The 23,166-nt window shown below is 70.8% G+C and carries 22 protein-coding genes; 13 read left to right on the top strand and 9 right to left on the bottom strand.

Annotated elements, in window-relative coordinates; genetic code table 11:
- Positions 1–77: 77 nt before the first annotated feature.
- The 6 genes from LLS1_RS06740 to LLS1_RS06715 all read right to left on the bottom strand — a co-directional run bounded on the left by LLS1_RS06740 (position 78) and on the right by LLS1_RS06715 (position 7,192).
- The gene (locus LLS1_RS06740; protein ID WP_226654201.1) at positions 78–986 is read right to left on the bottom strand and encodes a DMT family transporter; all 909 of its coding nucleotides are present in this window, start codon (positions 984–986) and stop codon (positions 78–80) included.
- Positions 983–1,648 carry a hypothetical protein gene (locus LLS1_RS06735; protein ID WP_226654199.1) on the bottom strand — a complete coding sequence of 222 codons (666 nt, stop codon included), beginning with the start codon at positions 1,646–1,648 and terminating at the stop codon, positions 983–985. Before LLS1_RS06735 ends, LLS1_RS06740 begins: the two co-directional genes overlap by 4 nt.
- Before the next feature lie 75 nt (positions 1,649–1,723).
- Positions 1,724–3,127, bottom strand: coding sequence for a glutamate decarboxylase (locus LLS1_RS06730; protein ID WP_223361012.1), 1,404 nt, complete (start codon positions 3,125–3,127; stop codon positions 1,724–1,726).
- Between the two features lie 48 nt (positions 3,128–3,175).
- Complete coding sequence (locus LLS1_RS06725; RefSeq protein ID WP_226654197.1) at positions 3,176–5,131, bottom strand: YhgE/Pip domain-containing protein; 1,956 nt, start codon at positions 5,129–5,131, stop codon at positions 3,176–3,178.
- Positions 5,128–5,892: an ATP-binding cassette domain-containing protein gene (locus LLS1_RS06720; RefSeq protein WP_226654195.1), complete on the bottom strand. Its 765-nt coding sequence runs from the start codon at positions 5,890–5,892 to the stop codon at positions 5,128–5,130. Before LLS1_RS06720 ends, LLS1_RS06725 begins: the two co-directional genes overlap by 4 nt.
- 79 nt (positions 5,893–5,971) lie before the next feature.
- Entirely contained in the window at positions 5,972–7,192 is a 1,221-nt protein-coding gene (locus tag LLS1_RS06715; RefSeq protein ID WP_226654194.1) for an amidohydrolase family protein, read from the bottom strand.
- 210 nt (positions 7,193–7,402) lie between these two features.
- On the opposite strand from LLS1_RS06715, the gene LLS1_RS06710 reads away from it, so the two are divergent.
- The 8 genes from LLS1_RS06710 (at position 7,403) to LLS1_RS06675 (ending at position 15,989) form a co-directional block, all read left to right on the top strand.
- Complete coding sequence (locus LLS1_RS06710; protein WP_226654192.1) at positions 7,403–8,962, top strand: LuxR family transcriptional regulator; 1,560 nt, start codon at positions 7,403–7,405, stop codon at positions 8,960–8,962.
- On the top strand, positions 8,959–10,299 hold the full coding sequence (locus LLS1_RS06705) for a threonine/serine exporter ThrE family protein (RefSeq protein ID WP_226654190.1): 1,341 nt from the start codon (positions 8,959–8,961) through the stop codon (positions 10,297–10,299). Before LLS1_RS06710 ends, LLS1_RS06705 begins: the two co-directional genes overlap by 4 nt.
- A gap of 78 nt (positions 10,300–10,377) precedes the next feature.
- Positions 10,378–11,295 carry a helix-turn-helix domain-containing protein gene (locus tag LLS1_RS06700; RefSeq protein ID WP_226654188.1) on the top strand — a complete coding sequence of 306 codons (918 nt, stop codon included), beginning with the start codon at positions 10,378–10,380 and terminating at the stop codon, positions 11,293–11,295.
- 130 nt (positions 11,296–11,425) lie between these two features.
- On the top strand, positions 11,426–12,814 hold the full coding sequence (locus LLS1_RS06695; RefSeq protein ID WP_226654186.1) for a ferric reductase-like transmembrane domain-containing protein: 1,389 nt from the start codon (positions 11,426–11,428) through the stop codon (positions 12,812–12,814).
- Positions 12,811–13,311: an FMN-binding protein gene (locus tag LLS1_RS06690; RefSeq protein ID WP_226654185.1), complete on the top strand. Its 501-nt coding sequence runs from the start codon at positions 12,811–12,813 to the stop codon at positions 13,309–13,311. The genes LLS1_RS06695 and LLS1_RS06690 overlap by 4 nt, the downstream gene beginning before the upstream one ends.
- On the top strand, positions 13,308–14,060 hold the full coding sequence (locus tag LLS1_RS06685; RefSeq protein ID WP_226654183.1) for an FAD:protein FMN transferase: 753 nt from the start codon (positions 13,308–13,310) through the stop codon (positions 14,058–14,060). Before LLS1_RS06690 ends, LLS1_RS06685 begins: the two co-directional genes overlap by 4 nt.
- A gap of 49 nt (positions 14,061–14,109) precedes the next feature.
- Positions 14,110–14,778, top strand: coding sequence for a response regulator transcription factor (locus LLS1_RS06680; protein WP_226654181.1), 669 nt, complete (start codon positions 14,110–14,112; stop codon positions 14,776–14,778).
- Complete coding sequence (locus LLS1_RS06675; protein WP_226654179.1) at positions 14,775–15,989, top strand: sensor histidine kinase KdpD; 1,215 nt, start codon at positions 14,775–14,777, stop codon at positions 15,987–15,989. The genes LLS1_RS06680 and LLS1_RS06675 overlap by 4 nt, the downstream gene beginning before the upstream one ends.
- 169 nt (positions 15,990–16,158) lie before the next feature.
- Here the strand turns inward: LLS1_RS06675 and LLS1_RS06670 are convergent, their stop codons facing one another.
- The 3 genes from LLS1_RS06670 to LLS1_RS06660 are packed head-to-tail and all read right to left on the bottom strand — an operon-like array spanning position 16,159 to position 17,611.
- Positions 16,159–16,773: a dihydrofolate reductase family protein gene (locus LLS1_RS06670; protein WP_226654178.1), complete on the bottom strand. Its 615-nt coding sequence runs from the start codon at positions 16,771–16,773 to the stop codon at positions 16,159–16,161.
- Positions 16,770–17,252: an SRPBCC family protein gene (locus LLS1_RS06665; RefSeq protein ID WP_226654169.1), complete on the bottom strand. Its 483-nt coding sequence runs from the start codon at positions 17,250–17,252 to the stop codon at positions 16,770–16,772. The genes LLS1_RS06670 and LLS1_RS06665 overlap by 4 nt, the downstream gene beginning before the upstream one ends.
- Positions 17,249–17,611 carry a helix-turn-helix transcriptional regulator gene (locus LLS1_RS06660; protein WP_226654167.1) on the bottom strand — a complete coding sequence of 121 codons (363 nt, stop codon included), beginning with the start codon at positions 17,609–17,611 and terminating at the stop codon, positions 17,249–17,251. The genes LLS1_RS06665 and LLS1_RS06660 overlap by 4 nt, the downstream gene beginning before the upstream one ends.
- 264 nt (positions 17,612–17,875) lie before the next feature.
- On the opposite strand from LLS1_RS06660, the gene LLS1_RS06655 reads away from it, so the two are divergent.
- The 5 genes from LLS1_RS06655 (at position 17,876) to LLS1_RS06635 (ending at position 23,002) form a co-directional block, all read left to right on the top strand.
- Positions 17,876–18,130: a DUF1049 domain-containing protein gene (locus tag LLS1_RS06655; protein WP_226654165.1), complete on the top strand. Its 255-nt coding sequence runs from the start codon at positions 17,876–17,878 to the stop codon at positions 18,128–18,130.
- Between the two features lie 124 nt (positions 18,131–18,254).
- Positions 18,255–19,292, top strand: coding sequence for an L-glyceraldehyde 3-phosphate reductase (gene mgrA, locus LLS1_RS06650; protein ID WP_226654163.1), 1,038 nt, complete (start codon positions 18,255–18,257; stop codon positions 19,290–19,292).
- Between the two features lie 192 nt (positions 19,293–19,484).
- Positions 19,485–21,047, top strand: a complete 1,563-nt coding sequence (locus tag LLS1_RS06645; RefSeq protein ID WP_226654161.1) for a hypothetical protein — start codon at positions 19,485–19,487, stop codon at positions 21,045–21,047.
- Positions 21,048–21,073: 26 nt separating this feature from the next.
- Positions 21,074–22,264, top strand: coding sequence for a DUF998 domain-containing protein (locus tag LLS1_RS06640; protein ID WP_226654159.1), 1,191 nt, complete (start codon positions 21,074–21,076; stop codon positions 22,262–22,264).
- A 27-nt stretch (positions 22,265–22,291) separates the two neighbouring features.
- Positions 22,292–23,002 (top strand): SOS response-associated peptidase, encoded by a 711-nt coding sequence (locus tag LLS1_RS06635; protein WP_226654157.1) that lies wholly within the window; start codon positions 22,292–22,294, stop codon positions 23,000–23,002.
- Positions 23,003–23,166 lie beyond the last annotated feature (164 nt).

Raw genomic sequence — 23,166 nt, 5'->3', positions numbered from 1 at the left:
GATCGATCTTCATCACCGGGTGAGCCGCCGGGCGATGAGTGTGCGGTTTCTGCGACGGTTTCTGCGGAAACTGCTCGTCACGCTGTTCCCGCCCGCGCCGCCCGCGAGAGCACGAAGACTCCCGCGACCGCGACCCCACCGGCCGCGATGAAGGCGGCGAAAGCCCAGAGCGGGGCGCCGGAGGCCTCCCCCAGGATGGTGATGCCGAGCACGACGGCGACCGTCGGGTCGATGACGGTCAGACCGGCGACCACGACCTCGGGCCGGTTCCCGGCGTGTGCGCGCTGCACGAAGGCGATGGAGAGGGCGCCCGCCACGCCGATCCCGACGATGCAGCCGATCGTCAGGAGGTTCGTGGCGTCGACGGCGAACGAGTGCAGCTGCAGGGCGGTCTGCACGCGCAGGATGACGGTCTTGCCGAGCGTGGCGACGAACGCCGAGTACACCCCGCCCAACAGCACGAAGAGCACGGGCGGCACCGGGCGCGACCGGCCGGCCACGAGCAGGACAGCGTTCGTGAGCAGCACGAAGGCGAGCACCACCAGCACGGCGATCAGCTCCCCGGCGCCGATGGTGTGCTGCGTGCTGACCAGGGCGGCGACCGTGACGAAGGCCGCGACCCCGACGACACACACGGCGATCGCGCGCAGTTCGGCCCGGGAGGGGCGCCGCCTGCCGACGACGGCGGTGAGCGCGACGGTGAAGACCAGGGCGCTCACGCCGACCGGCTGCACGACGATGAGCGGGGCGAACGCCAGACTGCCCATCTGGAGCACGATGGCTGCGCCCAGCAGCAGGGCGCCGAGGAGCCACGGGCGGTCCCGCAGGAGCCCCAGTGCGCGACCGCCGAGACCACTCGCCCCGGGGCGGTCCGCGGTCTCGGCGACCCCGCGCGCCTGCAGCAGGTTGCCGACGGAGAGCACCAGGGCCGACACGAGCGCCAGCCCGATGCCGAGCAGAGGCTGGGACTCCAGCGGCGCGGTCACCGCGCCCGGCGCCTCCAGGCCGGCAGCACGATCAGGGAGGCGAGGAAGAAGCAGAGCGCCCCGATGAACGTGCCCCCATTCGCGAGCGCACCGTTGACCACGTCACCGTTCGGGAGGATGTACGCGCCGACGGCGGAGACGCCGAAGGCGACGCAGCCGATGAGGTTGACGAGCGCCGACCACCAGGAGGCTTTTCCGGGATCCCAGAGCGGTGCGGTGTGCGAGTAGGCGACGAACACCAGGAAACCGCTCACGAGGAAGGCGACCGACCCGCCCGCATCCGGGTTCCAGACGTAGTGCTCCTGCGCCGTCACCGACTTGGCGCGCAGCGCGGCGGTCGTGCTGATGTTGAACATCACGGTCCCGAACGACTGCGTCGCCGCGGCCAGCCACTCGGCCCGCACCATGCGACCCGGCGCATAGGAGACGGGCACCGCGATGGCGCCGCTCAGGAAGAGCTGGATGAGGCCGGCCGTGGTGAAGAACCACGCGCCGACGAAATAGAGCAGGTTCGACCCGTTCGAGCCGAGCACCTCGCTCAGCCCGGGCGCCGAACCGAGGGCGAACAGCGCCGACCCGATCATGAACAGGGAGCATTGCTTGGTCAGGGTCGGAACGAACAGCCGCCGCGGCGGATCGCTGGCGATGGCCGCTTCGGTCATGGGTTGTCTCCTCGATGGTGTCGGCACGGCGGACGGCGACGGGGAGGGGCCCCCGATGCCCCTCCCGCCCGTCCGTCAGTGGTGGAAGTGGGTCCCCGCGTTCGCCTCGCGGGGCAGCGGGGCGGCGAGAGCGTCCAAGTACGCGACCTCGCCCTTGATGTCGGCGAGCAGGGCGGATGCGAGATCACGGCTGAGGCCGACCTTCACGACGATGCGCTGGAGGATCACGTCGGCCATGTCGTCCGCCATGGGATACGCGGGCACCAGCCAGCCCTTCATCCGCAGCCGATCGGCGAGGTCGTACAGGCTCCACTTGTCGGTGTAGCCGTCTTTGAGCACCCACGCGAAGACCGGGATGGTGTCTCCCTTGCTGATCAGCTCGAAGGGCCCGATCTTCTCGATCTCGCTGGAGAGGTAGGTGGCGACGTCGATCGAGTTCTGCTGCACCCGACGGTAGCCCTCACGACCGAGCCGGAGGAACTGGTAGTACTGCAGCAGCACCTGGGCACCCGGGCGCGAGAAGTTCAGCGCAAGGGTGGGCATGTCGCCGCCGAGATAGCTGACGTGGAAGATCATGCTCTCGGGGAGCACGGCCGTGTCGCGCCAGACGACCCACCCGACGCCGGGGTAGACCAGTCCGTACTTGTGGCCGGAGGTGCTGATCGAGTTGACGCGGTCGATCTGGAAGTCCCACACCAGCTGGGGCTGGCAGAACGGCGCGACCATGGCGCCGGAGGCTCCGTCGACGTGGATCTTCACGTCGAGACCGGTCTTCTCCTGGATCTCGTCGAGCTTCTTCGCGATGGCCACCACGTCGTCGTACAGACCGGTGAACGTCTGACCGAGGATCGCGACGACGCCGATCGTGTTCTCGTCCACGTAGTCCTCGAGCTTGTAGCCGTCGAGGATGATGTGGTCGGGGCTGACCGGCACGTAGCGGGCCTCGATGTCCCAGTAGTTGCAGAACTTCTCCCACACGACCTGCACGGCCGCGGACATGATCAGGTTCGGCTTGTCGGCCGGCTTCTTCTCGGCCGCTCGCTTCTCCTGCCAGAGCCGCTTGAGCGCGAGGCCGCCCAGCATGCAGGCCTCGGAGGACCCGATCGCCGAGGTGCCGATCGTGTCGGCGGTGTCCGGCACGTGCCAGAGATCGGCGAGCATGCGCCAGCAGCGGTCCTCGATCGCCGCGGTGGCCGGGTACTCGTCCTTGTCGATCATGTTCTTGTCGGCGGCTTCGGCGTACAGCTTCTTCGCTTCGTCGTCCATCCACGTGGTCACGAAGGTCGCCAGGTTGAGCCGCGAGTTGCCGTCGAGGATCGCCTCGTCGTGAACGATCTGGTAGGCCGTCTCGGGAAGGCTGGGGCCGTCCGGCATCCGGAACTTGTCGAAGGTGGTGGCTTCGCCCGGACGGACGAAGACGGGGTTGACGCTCAGCGTCGGGTCGACGTTGGTGGACGTCCGGGCAGGGGTGGTGTTGATGGTCACTTGTTCTACTCCTCTATTGCGGCGGGATGGTGAAAGGCACGGTCAGACCTCGACGGGCGGGTACAGGCGGTCCATCGTGTACTGCCTGTTGCGTCGGGCGGCCCAGGTGGAGGCGGCGATGAAGATGACCGTGAGACCGGCCGTCACCGCGATCGCCACCCCGAGCCGGTAGTCGACGCCGCCCAGGATGAGCTGGCGGAGGGCATTGTTGGTGTAGGTCATCGGGTCGATCCAGTTGATGTACTGGAACGGGACGGACGTCGTCGGCACCGGGTAGATGCCGCCGGCCGAGGTCAGCTGGATCATCAGGAACGCGAGGGTCAGCACGCGGCCCACCGCCGGCCCGAGCAGGGCGTTGAACATCTGGATCATCGCCATGAACATGAAGACCATGAGGACCATGAACCCGTAGGTCCCCCACTCGTACTCGGGCTTGATGCCGATGGCGAACCGGACGACGAGGAACAGGATGGTGGCCTGCAGGAAGCCGACGAACACGGTCGGGGCGTACGACGCCAGGACCACCCGGAACGACCCCAGTCCGCGGGCCAGCGGTCGCGACTGGATCGGCGTGAAGAGCATCCACGCGATGATCCCGCCGACGAACAGGGCCAGGCCGAGGAAGAACGGTGCGAACCCGTAGGCGAACGTCTTGGCCTCGTTGTTCGTCTTCTCGTGGAGCTCGACCGGCTGCGCCAGGGCCTTGATGAAGTTGCCCTGCTGCGAGTCGTTCCAGGTGGGGAGCAGTTTGAGGCCGAGCCCGGCGGCGCCCGCGAGCTCGTCGGTCCCGCCGGCGAGCTGCGTGGTTCCGGAGGCGAGCTGGTTCGCGCCGTCCGAGAGCTGAACCAGGCCGGAGCTGAGGGTGTCGGCTCCGGAGCGGAGCTGACTCGAGTCCGACGACGCCGTCGCCAGGTCGCGCTGCACCGCCCCTCCCTCCACGGCCCGCAGCACGACGTTCACACGGCTCTGGGGGTTGTTGAACTCCGTCGCGAGCCGGTCGACGTCGGAGTGGATCGCGTCGAAGAGCCCGCTGACCTCCTGCGACAGCTGCGCCTTCGTGAAGCTCTCCTGCACGCTCGACAGCCGCGTGGCGAGCGCCTGTTCCGCCGGGTCGTCGCTGGAGGCCAGTTCGTCGATGATGCCCTGCAGCTGGCTCTGCGCGGACGCCTGGGCGGAGGCGACACGGTCGAGCGCACCGGCGATGGCGTTGGTGTTCGCGTCGATCCTGGCCACGATCTGGCGGATCTCGTCGCTGCTGATGCCCGATGTCGCGACCGCCGTGTTCACTTTGCCGATCGCGGACTGCACCTTGTCGTCGAGTTCGTCGATCGCGCTCGACAACTGCGCGGAGCCTTCCTTGGCGGTGACGAGATTGGACGCCAGCTCCTGCGCACCGCTGTTCGCCGTCTGCATTCCGGAGTTCAGCTCGTCGACGCTGGCGACCGCTGCCTTGATCTTCGGGATCGCGCCCTTGACGCCCTGCAGCACGTTCTCGAACATCTGCTGCCCGACCTCGGCGCTGACCGTGTTGATCACCTGTTCGGCGGCGTCCTGCCCGATCACCGTCGAGAGGTAGTTGTTGGAGTCGTTGTAGGTGAACTGGAGGCCGGCCGAGCGCGGGTCGTCCGTGGCCGCGGAGGCGACCGAGGCGCTGAAGTCCTTCGGCAGGGTGATGGTGAAGTAGTACTTCCCGTGGGCGAGCCCGTCGACGCCGGCCTTCTCCGAGGTCTCGTGCAGGTCGAGCTGCTTCGACTCGATCAGGCCCTTCACCACCTGCGTGCCGACCTCGAGCTGCTCGCCCTTGACCGTGGTGCCCTGGTCGAGGTTGATGATCGCGACGGGGATCTTGTCGACGTGCCCGAACGGGTTGTAGAACGCCCAGAGGTAGAGCGCTCCGTACATGAGGGGCATGAGGATGATGACGATGAGCGCGAGCCGCGGCATGCGGCCGCGGTAGTAGCGCTTGAAGTCGCTGCCCGGTGCGAATGCGGCGATCATGACTGCAGTGCCTCCTTCTCGAGGTCGGCGAAGTCGCTGAGGTTGGGCACCGCGATCTGCTCGCGGATCCCCTCGCGCGGCTCGACGCCGTTCACGTCGGCGGTGATGACGGTCTGCTCCCGGCCGAGCACGATGAGGCGGTCGAGCAGCTTGCGCGAGCTCTCGATGCTGGCGAGGTTGTCGACGCCCCCGACGACCAGCAGCGGCGGCCGGGCGACGTTGGCGAGCGCGATCCGCAGCAGGGCCGACGTCAGCTCGGGCAGTTCCTCCACCATCGCCTCCATCGCCGGCAGCCCGAGGTCGCCGAACACCGGTCGCGCGATCCGTTCGAGATCGTCCGACGTCGCCGGATTCACCCAGCGGTACCAGGGCGCGCTCCAGCGGAGCTGCTCCGTCACGACGTCCCTGACCCGGATGGTCTGGCCGATCCCGTCGACCTCGTCGATGTCCGCCATCGCCGCTCGCACGAACAGCCGATGCGCGTCGTCCACGTGGCCGAAGGCCGTCAGGGTCCCGGTCGTGGGCTTCATCCTCCCGGCCAGGGTGAGCAGCAGCGAGGTGCGCCCGCGGCCACCGGACCCGACGAGCACGGTCACCCCGCCGGCGCGGACGGTCAGGTCGACCGGGCCGTAGATGTGGCCCCAGCTCGCCGCGACGCCGATCTGCTCTGCGTCGAGCAGGACCTCGCCCGGCGCAGGCGGGCGGTCGTCGGGGACGACGTCCGGCGTCCCGGTCTCGTACTCCTCCGTGGGCTGCGACACGGTCTTCTCCTCTGGGTTCGGTTCGTCGGGGGCGGGTCGGTGGGTTCGGGGCATCGTGGGCCGGGGCGGTCGCCGCGGTTCAGAGGATGTTCTTGACGATCTGGCCGTTCTTGACGATGAGCGCGAAATTGGTGTCGGGGTCGCCGATCACCGACAGATCGGCGAGGGGGTCCCCGTCGACGAGGATGAGGTCGGCCCACGCCCCCTCCGCCACCACGCCGAGCTTTCCGCCGCGGTAGGTGTTGCGCTCCCCGGCCAGCTCGAAGAGCGAGGCATTGCCCGAGGTCAGCATCTTCAGGGCGTCCGCGTTCGTGTAGAACTCGCCCAGCCGGGCGGCCATCGCACTCTGCCGCGGGGCCGCCTGGGGCTCGAGCAGGAGGTCGGTGCCCCACGCGGTCTTCACGCCGTGCTTCTTGGCCCAGTCGTAGACCTGCTCGGTCCCGTTGCAGATCTCGGTGTTCTTGGCGGCGCGCACGGGATCGGGATAGTGGTGGTCGTCCTCCGCGAACGGCTGCATCGAGAGCCAGACGCCGGCGTCGGCGATCTTCGCGACCGTCTCCTCGTCGGCGAGGTGGCCGTGCTCGATCGACGCGACGCCGGCATCGATGGCGCGCGCGATGCCGGCGGGCGTGTAGACGTGCGTCGCGACGTACGTGCCGTAGTCGGTGGCCGCCTGCACGGCGGCGCGGATCTCGTCCGGGGTGTACTGGAGGGTGTTCAGCGGGTCGTACATGGACGCCGCCCCACCGCCGAGGGTCAGCTTGATCTGCGTCGCGCCCTGCTTGAGCTGTTCGCGCACCGCGGCGAGCACCCGCGGCACCCCGTCGGCGACGCGGGTGAAGTGGATGTCCTCCGTGCGGCTGGGCGTGCCGCCGAACTCCTCCGGGACGTCGTACACGAACGAGAAGTCGGCGTGGCCGGAGGTCTGCGAGATCATCGCTTGGCTGGGGAAGATCCGCGGGCCCTCGAAGACCCCGCGGTCGATCAAGGCCTTGACCGGCGCGGTGTCGCCGCCCATGTCGCGCACCGTCGTGAAACCGCGCAGCAGCATCCGCTTCGCCTCGGCGATGGTATTGCCGTACAAGGTCCCGGTCGGCCCCTGCAGGAACTCGATCATGCTGTTGGCGTTCCCCATCAGGTGCACGTGCGCGTCGCTCAGTCCCGGCATCAGGAAGCGGCCTTTGCCGTCGAACTCGACGACACCGTCCGACGCGTCGCCGGCGACCGGCGAGCTCGAGACGGCGACGACGTGCGGGCCCTCGACGAGCACATCCACGTTGTCCTGAGTGCGGTCGCTCACGCCATCGAAGAGACGGACATTGCGGATGATCATTCGCTGCGGAGCATGCGTTTCTGTCGTCATGCGGCCGACACTAGGGGGCGGTCAGAGGCCCGCACGGGGGTCCGCAGGATATTTCGCCCGGCCGGTCATCCCCCCGCTCACCCCCGGATTAACCCGCCGATAATCCCCGTCGCGAGCCGTCGCGATGTGTGGCTAGGGTCCCGTCGCGTGAACCTCGTCGACGACGCGCTGGCCGAGGAGGAGTTGCGCCGCGCGCTCTCCTCCGGACGGCCCGAGGCCATCGCCCAGACGGCGATGGCGAACATCTGGCCGCTCTACACCGGCCGCTTCTCCCTGCTGATCCAGGCGATCGAGGGACTGCCGAGCGCCGTGCTCGACCGCTATCCGGTGCTGCGCGCCGTGCACCGCATGACGCCCGTGCTGGCGAGCAGCACGCGCCCGTTCAAACCGCTGCTGTACGCCGACTCCTCACGGGCGATGTCGACCGACGAGCTCGACGTCCTCACCCTGGCGCAGATGGTGTCGTTCCGGTTCAGCGGCGATGTCGCGGCAGCGGTGGTGTACGCGCGGCGCCTGCAGGAGCGGCTCGCGCAGGCCCCCGTGGAATCGCGGGAGCGGGTGGACGGGCCGCTCTGGTTCTACCACCACCAGATCGGCTCGACGCTGCTCGCTGCGGGCGACTCGGCCCGCGCCCTGCAGGAGCTCGCGACGGCCCGCCAGCTCGGCCGCATCTCGGGCCGGCGCTACGCCGAGCGCATCGCACTCGGGCGGATGGCGCTCGCCCACGCCGTGCGAGGCTCCCTCGACGAAGCCGAGCTGGCGCTGGCCCGGCTCGCCGGACTGCCGGAGCCGTCCGAGGCGCACGCGAGCGCGAGCGCGATGACCGAGCGCGCGGCCGCGGCACTGATCGCAGTGGAACGCCTCACCGACGACACCGACGACCTGCTGGCACGTCTCGAGGCGTACGACAGCATCGAGCTCAGCTGGCCGTTCGCCCTCCTCGCCCGCACGCGCTGCCTGCTGGCACGGCAGCGGCCCGACGACGCATTGGAGGCCGTGCGGCTCGCGAGCGACGCGCATCCGAGCCAGCACGGCTCGTTCGCAGCCGACGTGATCGGCGCCGCCTCGATCGAGGCCCAGCTGGCCGCCGGCGACCCGGCGCAGGCGCGCCGCCTCGCCGAGCTGCGCGACCGATCGGGCGTCCTGACGACGCTGGCCGCGACACGGGTGGCGCTGGAGGACTCCCGCCTCGACGTCGCCGAAGAGGCCGTACGGGGACTCACCGCCGACCCCGCGCTGGGCCCGGGCCACCGCCTCGAAGCCCTGCTGTTCGGTGCGTGGGCCCAGACCGCCCGAACCGATGAGCTCGACGGAGCGACCGCCCGGCGGATCGTCCGCCTCGTCCTGGGCGGCGACGCCCGGCGGCTGCTCGCGACGATGCCGTCCCGGCTGATCGTGCTCGCCCGTGCCGAGGTCGAGAGCGAGGACGAGGGCACCGCATTCGACGCGGCGACCGCAGAGCTCGGACACGTCGAGCTCTCCCGGCGCCCGGTGCTGACTCCCGGCGAGCTCCGGGTGCTGGGCATGCTCCCGGCCACCCCGACGACGCGGCAGATCGCCGACGACCTCCACCTCTCCCCCAACACGGTCAAGTCGCAGCTCACCTCGCTCTACCGCAAGCTCGGCTGCTCGACCAGGGACGACGCGATGCGCATCGCCGCACGCTTCCAGCTCCTCGGCGCCACGACCGAGGGGCGGCCCGAATGAGCGAGCGCGCGGCGCCGGCCGGTTCGCACCGGACGGTACTGATCGACCGGCTCCGCGGGGCCCTGGCGGCCCTCCGCCCCTCCCTCGTCACCGGGGCCGATGCGCAGAGCGACTCCGGTGTCACCGGGATGCTCGGCCAGCTCGGGGCCGCTGCGCTCGCCTCCTCGAAAGCGACGAGCGACGTCGAGGAGACCCTGCGGCGACTGGCCGTCGTGTACGACCGCCCCGAGCTGCGGATCTTCGTGCTGCCCACCCTGGTGCTCATCGAGGACCCGGCGGCGACGCCGTCGCAGACCTCGATCTTCCCAGCCGATGGAGGCACGCTCCGGCTCGACCAGGCGGGCGCCATCGACAGGCTCGCCCGCCGTGCCCTCGACGGGCGCCCCGACCCCGACGACGTGCTCGCCACGGTCACGACGATCCGGACGAGCGGGCCGCGTTTCGGCCCGGTGCTCACCGTCCTCGGCTACACCCTCCTCACCTTCGGATTCGGGATGGTCCTCAACCCCACCATCGCGGCGCTCCCCGTCTACCTCGTGCTCGGGGTCGCCGTCGGCACGATCGTCGTGCTCGGCAGCCGCATCCCGACGCTGTCGCTCGTGCTGCCCGTCGCAACGGCCTTCCTCGTGACGCTCGTCGTGTCGCTGGGCGTCATCCCGCTGGCCGGCGGCGACGACGTCGTGCGGCTCGTCGCCCCCTCGCTCGTCTCCTTCCTGCCCGGGCTGACGCTGACCATCGCGGCCGTCGAGCTCACCTCCGGCCAGGTCATGGCGGGGGCGAGCCGGCTCGTCTACGGGGTCGCGCAGCTCGGCCTGCTCGCCTTCGGCGTCTTCGCCGGGATCTCGGTCGCCGGCACGTCCCCGACCGCCAGCGGCGGTGTCGAGCAACTGGGCGTCTGGGCACCCTGGGCCGGACTCGTCCTGGTCGGTCTGGGCTACTACCTGTACTCGGCCGCGCCGCGCGGGTCGCTGCTCTGGATCCTGTACGCCCTCGTGGTCGCGCACGCCGCCCAGCTTCTCGGCGCGCTCCTCGTCGGCGCCGAACTCTCCGGGCTGTTCGGGGCGCTCATCGTCATCCCCGCCGTCGGACTCGCGGGGCGGATCCGGCGCGCCCCGTCGACCGCGATCATGCTGACCTGCGCCTACTGGGTGCTCGTGCCGGGGTCGATGGGGTTCATCGGGCTGAGCGAGGTCGCCTCCGGCACCGCGGGCGCGACCAGCACCATCCTGCGCACCTTCGGCTCCCTCATCGCGATCGCGATCGGCATGGTGCTCGGCGCCGGGTTCAGCCGCGACGTCGTGGCTCTCGCCCGCGGCTGGCGGCATCCGCGCCGCTGAGGCGCGATATTCGGTATTCGGTCCACCGTCCCGCGATGCTTCACTGGAGAGGAGAAGCCGGACGGGAAGGAGGCCGCCGTGACCGCAGGAGACGGGGCGTGGGCCGCCGTGGCACCGCTCGACGAGCTGCGCGTGCGCGCGCGGGGAGCCGACGCCGCGCAGGCCAACCCCGAACTCGCGGCCTACCTCGACGCGGCGGGGCTGCACATCGCGCGGCTCGACGAGGCGGAGGAACTCACGCTGCGCATGACACGCTTCCCCGAGCTCAGCTTCGCCCACCTCCACGCGCCCGCCGCGCGGGTCGAGTGGACGCGCGACGCCGAAGCGCACGGCCGAACGGCCATCGTCCTGTGCACCAACGGACGGCTCACGGTCGAGTCGTCCGGCGCCGTGCTGCATCGCCGGCCCGGGATGTTCCTCCTCCCTCCCGGCGACGACCCGGTGACCTTCGAGACGCGGGCCCCGCTCTCCGAGCTGCTCTGCATCACCGCGCCGGCCGCCCTCGTCGCGGGACTCGAGCTCGCACCCCACAGCACCCCGCGTCCCCCGCTGTCGCCGAGCGCGCTCACCCCTCTCTACGCCTTCGCCACCTCCCTCAGCGGCGGCTCGGCGAGCGGCGCGATCGCCCCGCTGCGCTCCGCGGCGATGGAAGTCGCCCGTGCCCTCGCCCGCCTCATCGCCGAAAGCGACCCTGGTGAGCTCACCCCCTTCACGCGTGCGATGCGCCTCATCGACGAGGGCTACGCCGACCCGCGCCTCTCCGTCCCGCGGCTGGCCCACATGATCGGCGTCTCCGAACGCAGCCTCCAAGCTGTCTTCGCCGCCGAGGGCACGAGCGTCGCGAAAGAACTCCGCGCGACCCGCGCCCGCGCCGCTCGTGAACTCCGCCGGGCCCGCCCCCACGCCCCGGCCCACCAGATCGCCACGGCCGCCGGCTTCGGCTCGGTGTCGTCGTTGTACCGGGCGATCGACGGGGAGGCGGAGCGGGCGGGGTGACGGAGGACCAGGAGCTCAGGGGCGAGCCGCGCTCGGACAGGGCTCGCCGGATACTCAATTCATGAGCTGCACCCGGTGATCTCCCAGCCCGCGTAAGAATGCGGAAAGAAACGGGCGTCATCGTGGAGTCATGAGCGAGATCTGGACCACCACGGCGGCAGCGCCGACCCGGCGAGCGCGCTCGGCGCGCGCCGCGGCCGCGCGGCACCGGCGCGACGCACGCATCGTGCGTGTGGTGCTCACCGCGAGCGTGGTCGCGGTGCTGGCCATGTGGTGGCTCAGCGTTCCGGCGACCTTCGCTTCCACGCCGGCGAACGCCCTCACCTCGATCGGTGAGCTGAGCGGGATGGTCGGGGCTCTGCTGGTCTGCGCCCAGGTGCTGCTGATCGCGCGCGTCCCCTGGTTCGAGAACGCGGTCGGGCTGGACCGGCTCTTGTCGTGGCACCGCTCGCTCGGAACCTCGGTGATCCTCCTGGTCGTCGCGCATGTCGTCTTCCTGGTGCTCGGGGGCGAGCTGATCAGCCGCAATCCGCCGTGGACCGAGTTCGTCTCCGTCCTGCAGTCGTATCCGGACATGCTGACGGCGCTGGCCGGCACGATCGCCTTCCTCGCCGTCGGGCTGAGCAGCGCGCGCCTCATCCGCGCGAAGCTGTCCTACGAGGTCTGGTACTGGCTCCACCTGACGACGTACGTCGCGATCTTCCTGACCTTCTCCCACCAGCTGAGCGGCGGCGCGCACTTCGTCTCGAACCCGGTCAACCGGGTCCTCTGGATCGCTCTGTATCTCGGGACGGCCTCCGCCGTCCTCACCTGGCGCTTCATCCTCCCGACGCTGGACGCCTGGCGCGGCCGGATGCGCGTCGTCGCGGTCGTTCCGGAAGGCCAGGGCATCAACAGCGTCTGGCTGGCGGGCCCGCACGTGGACCGGCTCGGCGTGCGCGGCGGCCACTTCCTCCTGTTCCGGTTCCTCGCGTGGGGCCATCTGGGCACCGCGCACCCGTACTCGGTGTCCGCGGTCCCTGCCGACGGGCATCTGCGGATCACGGTCGGGGCGCTCGGCGACCACACACGACGCCTGCCCGCACTGAAACCGGGGACGCTGGTCTTCGCGGAGGGGCCGTTCGGGCATTTCACGGCCGACCGCGCGAGCCGCGCCCGCCTCCTCCTGGTCGCGGGAGGAGCGGGCATCGGGCCGATCCGCGCCCTCGCCGAAGAACTGGTCGCCCGCGGTGGCCACCCCCTCGTGCTCTACCGGGTCAGCACCAGGGAGCAGCTGGCCCTCCTCGGCGAGCTGCAGAGGATGCCCGGGGTCGAGGTGATCCCCCTGGTCGGGCGGCGTGCCGAGCTCGGCTACGACCCACTCGGCGCCGGCTCCCTCGGACGCATCGTCCACGACCTCCACGAGTGGGAGGCGTTCATCTGCGGGCCCGAATCCATGGCTGCGAACGTGGAGGCGTCGCTCCGTGAGCTGGGGATGCCGCAGCGTTTCATCCACCGAGAAGAACTGAGCATGTCATGAACGGCAAGTCCTGGCGCGGGACCGTCCTCTTCACCGTGATCCTGGTGGTCATGGGAGCGACGGTCGGCCTGAAACTGTACGGCGTCGGCGAGCAGACGACGGCATCGGCAACCGCCGCCGCGGGCACGACGTCGCGCGGCACGAGCAGTTCGGCCCCGACGTCGACTCCGGCGCCGTCGAGCACTGCCACCGCATCCGGGACGCCCTCCGCATCCGCGACGCCCGCGAGCACCGAGGTCACCGGTTCGGCCGTGGACACCCGTTACGGACCGGTCCAGGTGAAGGTCACCTTCAGCGGATCGACGATCACCGCGATCGACGCCGTGCAGTATCCGAACGGCAGCGGGCGCGATGTCGAGGTCAACCAGCAGGCCCTCCCCGTGCTGCAGCAGGAGGCGCTGGCCTCCCAGTCCGCGAACATCGACACGGTCTCGGGAGCCACGTACACGTCCGAGGGCTACATCCAGTCGCTCCAGTCGGCGCTCGACCAGCGATGAGGCACCTCGAGACCGTCATGGGCATCCCGATGTCGGTCGACGTGCGTGACGACCTGGACGCCGCACCGGCGGTCGAGGCGGCGTTCCGCGCCCTCCGGGAGGCCGACCGGCGGTTCAGCACCTACCGATCGGACAGCGAGGTGAGCCTCCTGAATGCGACGCGATCCGACGCCGCGGCCGGGAGCGCCGACCTGCGCGAGGTCGTCGCGCTCGGGCTGGCGATGAGCGAGGCGTCCGGCGGTGCCTTCCGGGTGCGCGGGCCCGACGGTCGCTGGGATCTCGACGGCGTCGTGAAGGGCTGGGCGGCGGACCGCGCGGCCCGCACCCTCACCGCGTCGGGCATCGGCCACTTCTGCCTCAACGCCGGGGGCGATGTCGCCGTGTCGGGGAGTCCGGGCGAGGGGAGGCCGTGGAACGTGGCCGTGCGCAGCCCGGAGAGCCCGGCCGGAGTCCTCGCGGTGCTGTCCGTCACCGATTCGGGCGTGGCGACCTCCGGGGCGTACGAGCGCGGCGCCCACATCGTCGACGGCCGATCCGGGCGGCCGGCCTCCGGGCTGCGGAGCGCGACCGTCGTCGCCGACGACCTCACCACCGCGGATCTGCTGGCGACCGCGGTCTTCGCCCTCGGCGAGGAGGGCCTCCCCTGGGCGCTCGCGCACGGCGCGCGCGGCGTGCTCGCCGTCGCGGCGGACGGGCGGCTCCTGGGGCAGGGCGCGCTGGACTTCGCGCCGCCGGGGAGCGGACGGTGACCTCGTGAGCGTGCCGGTGCCGTCCGTGCCCGACTCCTATACTGCGGACATGGACGGCAGACACCGGGTGCTCGTCGCCGAGGACGACAGCCGGCTCGCGGGGATGCTCGAGGTGCTGCTCGACTCGGACGGGTACGCGGTCGAGATCGCGCGCGACGGCCAGCGCGCCCTGCACCGCGGGCTCACGGGGGCGTTCGACGCCATCGTGCTCGATCGCGGCCTCCCCGCGGTCGACGGGCTCGGGGTGCTGCGCGGGCTGCGCGGCGGCGGGATCACGACGCCCGTCCTCATCCTGTCGGCTCTCGGCACTCCCCCCGACCGGGTCGACGGGCTCGACGCGGGGGCGGAGGACTACCTGTCCAAGCCGTTCGACGTCGACGAGCTGCTCGCGCGTGTCCGGGCCCTCATCCGGCGCACCTCCTCCGTGCTCCCGACGGTGCGGTTCCCCGGCGGCCGGCTGGATGCGGCAGGTCGCACCGTCACCCTCGACGACGGCTCGAGGACACTTCTCTCCGACCGCGAGGCCGGGCTGCTGGAAGTGCTCGCCCGCCGCCCGCACCAGGTGTTCTCGCGCGCCCTCCTCCTCGACGAGGTGTTCGCGGACGCCGACGACCCGGGAGTGGTCGACACCTACGTCCACCACCTGAGGCGCAAGTTCGGCCGCTCGCTCATCGAGACCGTGCGCGGCGTCGGGTACCGGATGGGCGCGCTCTCGTGAGAGACGACGGCCGGCGCGAGCTGCGGTCCGCCTCGCGGCGGCTGGCGGTGCAGTTCGCTGCGATCATCGTCGCCCTCTTCGTCGTCCTGGGCGTCGTCGTCTATGGCGTCGTGTCGGCGGGTCAGGACGAGGCTGCGCATCGAGCGCTGTCCGACGCGTCGATGGTGGACTCCGTGCACGACGCTCCGCGCGACCTGCTCGTCACGGTGGTGTCACCGGTCGGACGGGAGAGCTCGCCCGACCTGCCCGCCGGCCTCCCGGACGAGAAGGCCCTCGCGGCGATCCAGCAATACGGCGGCTCCCGGCTCGAGACGATCTCGGCGGGCGGCGAGAGCTTCCTCACCCAGACGGACGTGCGCCGCGGGAAGGTCGTGCAGGTCTCGTACGGTCTCGGCGAGCAGCAGGAGGAACTGAACCGGCTCCTGATCGCCCTCGTGACATCGGGGGCCGTCGCCGCCGTCGCCGCCGCCGCGCTCGGCCTGCTGCTGGCGCGCCGGGCCATGCGCCCGATGGCGGACGCGCTCGCGCTTCAGCGTCGATTCGTGGCGGACGCCGGGCACGAGCTCAGGACCCCGCTCACCCTGCTCAGCACGCGCGCGCAGCTCCTCCGGCGTCACCTGGGCCCGGACGCGCACCCGCTCGACGGCGAGCAGCTGCGGGCGGGACTGGACGAGGTGGTCGACGACAGCCGGGCACTGACCGAGATCGTCGAAGACCTGCTGATCGCCGCCGACCCGCGGCAGAGCGCACCGCGCGAAGGTGTCGACCTCGGCGCCCTCGCGGCGTCGGTCGCCCGGGCGGCGGAGGGCCGCGCACAGGACGGTGGGATCACGATCGCCACCGAGACCTCACCGGACGCCGTCGTCACGGGCGCACCGGTCTCGCTGCGGAGGATGATCGTGGCCCTGGTGGACAACGCCCTGGACCACGCGCGCACGCAGGTGCGGATCGACGTGCGGGTCGCGTCTGCGGAGGTCGTGCTCGCCGTGTCGGACGACGGACCGGGATTCGCGGAGGACCGGGTGGGGCAGGCGTTCGACCGCTTCGCCTCGTCGCGGGCGGACGCCGACGGCGACCGCGGGCGCCACTACGGTCTCGGACTGGCGCTCGTCGCGGAGGTCGTGGAGCGGCACGGCGGGCGGGTGTCGGCCGCGAACAGTGCGACAGGCGGCGCCGAGCTCACCGTCCGCCTGCCCCGGGCGCGCGCCTGAAACGACGACGGTCGACGCGCTGCCGCGCGGAGCCGCAGACGGGGGCCCGATCTGTCGACCGGGCCCCCGCTGCTAGGTGGCGTTTTCACACCGTTCCGAACGATAGGCCGGCGTGCCGACTTCCGTACCGGGTTGACTCGCGGGCCCGAGCGGGATTCGCTTCCGCTGCTCACACCACGTCGTACGTCAGGTGCGTCGCCGTCGAGGTGACCAGGACCTCCCGCTGCCGCAGCGCACGTGTCGGTCCGCCGGTGAACAGGGGCGTGCCCGCGCCGAGGATGAGGGGCGACAGGTGGAGGCTCACCGTGTCCACCAGCCCTGCGGCGATCGCGGAGCCGATGAGGGCGCCGCCGCCCATGAGGACGACGTCGAGGTCGGCGCCGCGGGCCGTGGAGGCCGCCTCGGCACGGGCGCGCGCGGTCGCGACCGCGTCGGCGAGTCCGGTGGTCGCGAAGGTCCAATCGAGCCCGGTCAGCCGGACCTCCGCCGGCGGCGTGGTCGTCACCACGATGAACGGCGGCTTCCCGACCTCGGCGGCGCCGTAGCCGATCTCGTCATTCCAGCCTCCCGGGCCGTCGATGATGTCGAAGAGGTGCCGGCCCATGACGACCGCGCCCGACCGCTCGGTGGAGCGACGGATGATCCGCTGGTCGTCCGGGTCGTCCGAGAACGCCCAGGCGTGCAGCGGCTCACCGCCGGTGCCGAGGCCGTTGCCGGGCCCGGCGTCCGGTCCGGTCACGAAGCCGTCGAGCGAGATGGTGATGTCGGCGACGACGCGGGTCATGGCGTCTCCCCCTCCAGCAGCAGGTCGTCGAGCTTCTCGTAGCCCTCGCGCACGCCGTACTCCATGCCGGAGGCGATCATGGCGTCCAGGGCCTCCTTCGACGTCATCACGGAGCGGCCCACGAGGCGGGTGCGACCGTCGGGGAGCGCCTCGAACCGCAGCCGGTCGAGGCTCACCTCCCCCGGCGCGCCGAGGAACTCGAACGTCTGGATGATCAGCTCGTTCTCGATGACCGTGTGGATGACGCCGCGGAACCCGTAGGTGCCCTCGGCGTCGGTCTGCTCGAAGCCGTATCCTCCGCCGGTGCGGAAGTCCCAGTGGGTGATGACCGTCTCGAGGGCGCGCGGCCCGATCCAGCGCTTGTAGAGCTCGGGATCGGCGTGGGCCTCGAAGACGGCCTCGACGGGCGCGTCGAACTCCCGGGTGAGATCGGCGTACGACGTTCCGGGTACGACATCGATGACGACGGGATTGCTCATGACTCCTTCTCCTTCGTTCTTTCTGGTGAGAGCAGGGTGTCGAGGCGCCGATAGCGGGCCTCGGCCTCCAGCCGGTACCGGTCGATCCACGACGTGAGCCGCTCCAGTGCGGCCGCGTCGAGGTGCACGGGGCGTCGCTGAGCCTCCCGCGTGCGCCAGACCAGGCCGGCCGACTCCAGCACGCCGATGTGCTTCGACACCGCCTGGAGGGTGATGTCGAAGGGTTCGGCGAGTTCGCCGACCGTGGCCGGGCCGCGACTCAGGCGGGCGACGATCGCCCGGCGGACGGGGTCCGCGAGTGCGGCGAACGCGGCGTCGAGGGCGGCGTCGGAGCCGATTGCTCCTGCTTTATCAATCATTTTGTTTATCAACCTTTCGGTTGAATAAAGACTACAGGTCCTCATGGAGGGAGTCAAGAGATCGTCATGCCCGCTTCCTGAAGAACACCCGACGGAGTTCATTCTCCGTGCGCCTCGCGGTCTCCACGAAGCTGCGGCGCGGGTAGTACGCCAGGTTCTCGGTCATCCTCTCGTGCGTGTACAGACGCACCTCCGCCACTCCGGCCTCCCGCGCCCCGGCAATCCGCTCTTCGCTCCCGACCGCCGGCGCGCCATACTGACCCCATGAGCCAGACCGGATCCCGCACGGGAGAGAACTCCTTCGTCACCTTCCTCAAGCGCCGGTGGCTCGCCATCGTGCTGATCGTGCTGCTGGCGATCGTCGCCATCCAGAACGCGTTCGGCGGCGACAAGGCCACCTTGTTCGCCCTCTGGGGCAAGCTCGTCATGCCCACCTGGGCTCTCGTGCTGATCGTGTTCGTCGTGGGGGCGATCGTCGGCTGGGTGCTGGCGCGCAACCGGGCGGCGCGTAAGGGCTGACGACGCCCGATCCGGTCGGGTCACGCGTCCAGCAGCGCCTCCGACCGGATTGAGCGGCCGCAGCGCTGAATCGGATCGCCGCGCACTGTTGGACTTCCCCGCCCGGAAGGGCGAATCTGGACGCATGGCCTACGAACCCGCCCCGAACCGCTACGACCGCATGCCCTACCGCCGCACGGGACGCAGCGGACTCGACCTCCCCGCCCTGTCGCTCGGCCTCTGGCAGAACTTCGGCGACGACCGCCCCATCGAGACACAGCGCGCGATCGTCCGGCGGGCTTTCGATCTGGGCGTGACGCACTTCGACCTCGCCAACAACTACGGGCCGCCGTACGGCGCGGCCGAGATCAACTTCGGCCGGATCCTGCGGGAGGACCTCGCGCCGTTCCGCGACGAGCTCATCGTCTCGTCGAAGGCCGGGTGGGACATGTGGCCGGGTCCGTACGGGCAGGGCGGCGGCAGCCGCAAGTACGTGCTGGCGAGCCTCGACCAGTCGCTCGCGCGCCTGGGCCTCGACTACGTGGACATCTTCTACTCGCACCGGCCCGACCCCTCCACCCCGCTCGAGGAGACCATGCAGGCACTCGACACGGCGGTGCGCAGCGGCAAGGCGCTCTACGTGGGCATCTCGTCCTACGGCCCGGAGGAGACGCGCCGCGCCGCCGAGATCCTCCGGGAGCTGGGCACGCCACTCCTCATCCACCAGCCGTCGTACTCGATGCTGAACCGCTGGATCGAGACGGAGGGGCTGCTCGACGCCGCCGGAGAGCTCGGCGTCGGTGTCATCGGCTTCACCGCCCTCGCGCAGGGGATGCTGACGGACAAGTACCTGAACGGCGTACCCGAGGGCTCCCGCGCCTCCGCCGCCGGCTCGTTCGACCAGAACTGGCTCACCGACGAGGCGATCGGGCGGCTGCGCGCCCTGAACGACATCGCGGCGTCGCGCGGGCAGACCCTCGCCCAGCTCGCGCTGGCCTGGGCGCTGCGCGACGACCGCGTGACCTCGCTCGTCATCGGCGCCAGCAGCGTCGCCCAGCTGGAGCAGAACGTGGGCGCGCTCGACTGCCTCGACTTCACGGACGAGGAGCTCGCGGCGATCGACGAGCACGCCGTCGACGCCGGCGTGGACCTGTGGGCGGGGGCGCGGCGCGGGGAGGCCTGATGGGCAGTCCGCAGTCTGCGGTCCGCGGTCCGCGGTCCCACCGTTTCCGGCGAGCGCACCGGAGATGCTCAGGTGCACCCGGGAAGAATGACAGATGTGAGCACCTGCATCCCGTTCCCGGTCGATACTCGATGTTCTCTGGTTGACTGCCCGCAGTTCTCTTCCGACGGATAGAGTGCGGGGGCTGTGGGCGTGACCACGATCATCGAGACCGAACGGCGCGCGGGCGTCGAACCGCTGGCGGCGGTGCGTCCGTGGACGATCGCGATCGCCTTCGGCCTGGTCGCCACCGCGGTCAGTGCCGCGGGCAGCTGGATCCCGTCGCTCTGGGGCGACGAGGCGGCCAGCATCATGTCGGCCCGACGCCCCGTCGGCAGCCTGATGGACATGCTCTTCCACGTGGACGCCGTGCACGGCCTGTACTACCTGGGGCTGCACGGGTGGATCCGGCTGGCGGGCGAGAGCCCGTTCGCCATCCGGTTCCCGAGCGCCGTCGCGATCGGTTTCGCCGTCGCGGCCATCACCCTCCTCGCAGGGCGGCGTGGAGGCCCGACGGCGGCGATCGCCGCGGGCGTCGTCGGCACGGTGCTGCCCCGCATGACCTACGCCGGGGAGGAGGCGCGCTCGTTCGCCTTCAGCGCCGCGGCCGCCGCGTGGCTGACCCTGCTGCTCGTCTGGCTCGTCGACGGGCGCGGCCGCACCGTGCCGGACCGCACCAGGCGGACCTGCTGGATGCTTTACGCCGCGGGGATGGCCGTCGCGTCGTACCTCTTCCTCTACATGATCGCCCTCGCGGCCGGGCACCTCGCGCTGCTCCTGCTCGCCCGCGCGTCGAGACGCACGGTGCGGGCCTGGCTGCTCGCGATGCTCGGCACCGGCGTAGCCATCGCGCCGATCGCGCTGCTCGCCTTCTTTGAGCGACGGCAGATCGGCTACCTCGGCTCGCAGCCACTGGACCCGAGCACCCTGCTCTACGTCCCGTGGTTCGGCACACCGTGGGTGGCTGCGGTCGCCTGGGCGCTCATCGTCGTCGCGGTGACTGCCAGCATCCTCACGTGGCGCAGGGCCGGTCTCCGGCTCCGCGTGGGCGTGCCGGTGACCGCCACCAGTGTCGGCGTCTGCTGGCTGATCGTCCCGACCGGCGTGCTGCTGCTCGCGAACCTCGTCTTCCCGCTCTACACCGCGCGCTACTCCACATTCGCCGCCCCGGCCGCCGCCCTGCTCGTCGCCGAGGGCGTGCTCATGCTCGGCCGCTGGATCGGGCGCGGCGACCCGCGCCGCGCGTTCGTCGCCGGTGGGATCGGCCTCGTCGGCTTCGTCGGCGTCTGCGCGCCCGTCTACCAGCTGCAGCGCGGGCCGTACGCGAAGAACGACAGCGACTGGTCAGAGGTGAGCGCCGCGATGGGCTCGCTCGCCCAGCCGGGTGATGCGGTGGTGTTCGACGAGTCGACGCGGCCCTCCCAGCGCCCGCGGCTCGCGATGCACACCTACCCCGCCGGATTCGTGAACGCGCGCGACGTGACCCTCGAGATCCCGTACGCGCAGAACATCGGGTGGGCCGATCGCGCCTACGGCGTCGCCGACGCGGCCGCCATCGGGCGCTTCGACGGCGTGCACCGGGTCTGGCTGGTCGAGAACGACATCGACGGCCGCCTGAGCGACTACGGCAGAGACGCCCTGCTCGAGCTCGGCTTCGAGCCGACGGGACGCGTCGTGGACACCCACCGGACGGCGATCATCGAGCTGACCCGCTGACCCCTTCTCCCCCTATGCTCGGTGGCATGCGGGCACCTGAGAGCACCCCTCCCTCCGGCGAGCATGCGTCCGGCGGCCACCGCCCCGACGGGCGCCACCCGGCCGAGCATCTCGCCGCCGACGACACGGCCGCCGCCCGCCTGGAGTCACTCCGCTCCTCCTCGGTGGAGTCGGTGGCGCTCGGCGTCGGGACCGTGGCGTTCGTGCTGGTCGGAGTCGTGGCGCTCATCGTCTTCGCCGGCCGCCACCTCTCGATCTCCGGAGCGGGGTCGCTCGGGGAGTTCGCGGCCATCGCGGGCGGAGTCGTGGCGTTGCTCGCCTACGGAGGCGGACGCGCGGCCGTGTGGCGCATCTCCTGGTTCGGCGCCCCGGCCTCCGGCCGCCGCTCGCGCATGAGCGTCGCCATCGAGGTCTTCGACACCGTCGCGATCGCCGTCGCCCACGCGGTCGTCGTCCTCCTGCTCTGGGCCGTGCTCGGCTACGTGCTCGCCCGCAGTTTCCAGGACGCGTTCGTGTTCGCCTTCCCCGGCGCCCTCCTCGTCTCCACGGCCGCCGCGGTCAGCGCCTACTACGTCTTCCTCTCGGCGGTGAAGATGAATCCGCTCCTGCTGTCGACCGTCCTCGCCGTCTTCCTCGTGCTCGGCGCCCTCACCAGCATGATCACGGCGTCCGACCCGCACTGGTGGGAGCAGAACCTCAGCGCGCTCGGGATGACGGACGATCTCTCCGGCATGACCTTCAACCTCACCGTCATCGTGGCGGGCGTGCTGGTCACGGCGATCGCGCGCTACGCCACCGCCGCGCCGGGCGGCGCCGGCCGGTCGCCGACCCGGGGCGAGCTCCAGGTGCGCATAGCGCTCATCGCCATCGGCATCCTCCTCACGTGCGTCGGCATCTTCCCGGTCAACCGCTTCCTCCTCATCCACAACACGGTCGCCACCGGCATGGCCCTCGTCTTCTGCGCCCTCGTCATCGCGCTGCGCTGGCTGCTGCCCGCACTGCCGCGCGCGTTCATCGTCCTCGGCTGGGTCTTCCTCGCCGTCATCGCCGGCGTCGCCGTGCTGTTCGCGATCGGCGACTACAACCTGACGGCGGTGGAGCTGGTCGCGGCCGTGCTGATCTTCAGCTGGATCATCGTGTTCCTGCGCATCACGACGGCGACCAACGCCGACGAGGCCGCGCGCGGGCGGCACCAGGCGGTGACGGAGCGGCCGTAGTCGGCGGTCGCGGGTACGCTGGCCGACATGTGCGGCAGGTTCGCGATGGACGACAGGGTCAACGCCGAGATCACCGAGTTCGTGGAGCGCACCGGGAGGCGTCCGGAGGACTGGCGCGCCGACTGGGAGGAGGCGTACAACATCGCCCCCACCGACGACATCCCGGTACTCATCGACTCGGCGAAGGACCGCGAGCTGCGGTTCGAGCGTGCACACTGGTCGCTCGTGCCGGGGTGGTCGAAGGAGCTCAAGCTGACGTTCCCGACCTTCAACGCGCGCGCCGAAGGCATCGCCGACAAGTCGACGTGGCGCAAGCCCGTGCAGTCGCACCGGGCCATCGTGCTGGCGCGCGGCTACTACGAATGGCAGGGCGAGAAGGGACGCAAGACCCCGTATTTCATCCGCTACCCGGACGACCGGCTCATGGGGTTCGCCGGCCTCTACTCGTGGTGGCGCGACCACTCCAAGGCCGACGACGACCCGGACCGCTGGGTGCTGACGGCCACCATCCTGACGTCCGACGCGGTGCAGACCCTCGCGGACATTCACGACCGCAACCCGGTGATCCTCCCCGAGGACAAATGGCTGGAGTGGATCGACCCGTCGCTCGTGGGCGACCAGGCGCTGGTCGACGAGGCGGTCGCCACCGACGTGGCCGAAGCCCAGACCCTGCGCTTCGACCAGATCGCCTCCTTCTCGTCGAAGGACGACGGGCCGCAGCTGATCGAACCGGTCTGACGCTCGAGCTCCACGCCCTCATCCCACTCAGCCACGGTCGCGCGCGTCTCTGATGCCATCCGCTTCACCGGTCAGTCGTCCGTAACTCCGGTGATCGGCAGCGACGCGCCGGTCGGAACACCGTCGGGACGGAGAAATCAGGACCGGCCGGGAGGATCTCCGGA

Source organism: Leifsonia sp. LS1 (genome assembly GCF_020521355.1).
Taxonomy (GTDB): Bacteria; Actinomycetota; Actinomycetes; order Actinomycetales; family Microbacteriaceae; genus Leifsonia.
This window is presented reverse-complemented; position numbering and strand designations above follow the sequence as displayed.

Bases quoted from the DNA above. Each gene is read 5' to 3' on its own strand.
- LLS1_RS06735 (WP_226654199.1), bottom strand. From the start codon at position 1,648: ATGACCGAAGCGGCCATCGCCAGCGATCCGCCGCGGCGGCTGTTCGTT.
- LLS1_RS06725 (WP_226654197.1), bottom strand. From the start codon at position 5,131: ATGATCGCCGCATTCGCACCGGGCAGCGACTTCAAGCGCTACTACCGC.
- LLS1_RS06705 (WP_226654190.1), top strand. From the start codon at position 8,959: ATGAGCGAGCGCGCGGCGCCGGCCGGTTCGCACCGGACGGTACTGATC.
- LLS1_RS06695 (WP_226654186.1), top strand. From the start codon at position 11,426: ATGAGCGAGATCTGGACCACCACGGCGGCAGCGCCGACCCGGCGAGCG.
- LLS1_RS06690 (WP_226654185.1), top strand. From the start codon at position 12,811: ATGAACGGCAAGTCCTGGCGCGGGACCGTCCTCTTCACCGTGATCCTG.
- LLS1_RS06685 (WP_226654183.1), top strand. From the start codon at position 13,308: ATGAGGCACCTCGAGACCGTCATGGGCATCCCGATGTCGGTCGACGTG.
- LLS1_RS06680 (WP_226654181.1), top strand. From the start codon at position 14,110: ATGGACGGCAGACACCGGGTGCTCGTCGCCGAGGACGACAGCCGGCTC.
- LLS1_RS06670 (WP_226654178.1), bottom strand. From the start codon at position 16,773: ATGACCCGCGTCGTCGCCGACATCACCATCTCGCTCGACGGCTTCGTG.
- LLS1_RS06665 (WP_226654169.1), bottom strand. From the start codon at position 17,252: ATGAGCAATCCCGTCGTCATCGATGTCGTACCCGGAACGTCGTACGCC.
- LLS1_RS06660 (WP_226654167.1), bottom strand. From the start codon at position 17,611: ATGATTGATAAAGCAGGAGCAATCGGCTCCGACGCCGCCCTCGACGCC.
- LLS1_RS06655 (WP_226654165.1), top strand. From the start codon at position 17,876: ATGAGCCAGACCGGATCCCGCACGGGAGAGAACTCCTTCGTCACCTTC.
- mgrA (WP_226654163.1), top strand. From the start codon at position 18,255: ATGGCCTACGAACCCGCCCCGAACCGCTACGACCGCATGCCCTACCGC.
- LLS1_RS06640 (WP_226654159.1), top strand. From the start codon at position 21,074: ATGCGGGCACCTGAGAGCACCCCTCCCTCCGGCGAGCATGCGTCCGGC.
- LLS1_RS06635 (WP_226654157.1), top strand. From the start codon at position 22,292: ATGTGCGGCAGGTTCGCGATGGACGACAGGGTCAACGCCGAGATCACC.